The following is a 605-nucleotide window of genomic DNA, read 5'->3' as shown; positions in this document are numbered from 1 at the left end:
TCAACTTGATCTTTATGGATATGACATAAAGGAAAAGTACGAACGCCTGTCAGAATAAGCAAACGTAAAGCCAGTTGTGTCATTGTTGTTGTTTCGCAAAGTGTTTTATAAAAAGCCGGAACCTTTCTCCAATCCATAGCTGGAAAATTTTGTGTTTTATGGCGTTGTTTGCCTAAGAGCGCGCGTGCTTTTTCTGTTGCTTGTAAATCAACATTCAAACCTAATGCAGCCGCATGTTTAAGACAAAGATTAAGACGTATCAATGCTTTCTCTGCTGTTGCAGCTTTTGTATGCCAAATAGGGGCAAGAGTATTGCGTATCTCTGTTTGAGTAATCTCTGAAACGGGTAGACAGCCTAATTTAGGGAGAATATAAAGACGTAAAGGTGAAAACCAATCACAAGCCTTACCATCATCTTTTAATTCAGCTTTACGACTTTCAAAAGCATCTACGGCAATATCTTTTAAGTAATGAAGATTGCTTATTGCCTCACGCTTTTGTTTATTGCGTTCTTTAATGGGGTCACGCCCCTCACGTAAAACCGAACGCCACCCAGTTGCCAATTCACGGGCTTGTTTTAAAGAGACATCTCGCAACGCTCCCAA

Annotated in this window: 1 protein-coding gene; it reads right to left on the bottom strand. The window is 40.2% G+C overall.

Annotated features, from left to right (window positions below):
* Positions 1 to 605: tyrosine-type recombinase/integrase (locus ACFILZ_RS10130; protein ID WP_375682398.1), on the bottom strand; the 605-nt coding region annotated here is incomplete at both ends.

The sequence above is a fragment of the Bartonella sp. AP40SXNS genome, from assembly GCF_042195825.1.
Taxonomy (GTDB): domain Bacteria; phylum Pseudomonadota; class Alphaproteobacteria; order Rhizobiales; family Rhizobiaceae; genus Bartonella.
Note: the sequence above shows the minus strand (reverse complement) of the source record. Positions and strands in the feature narration are given on the sequence as shown.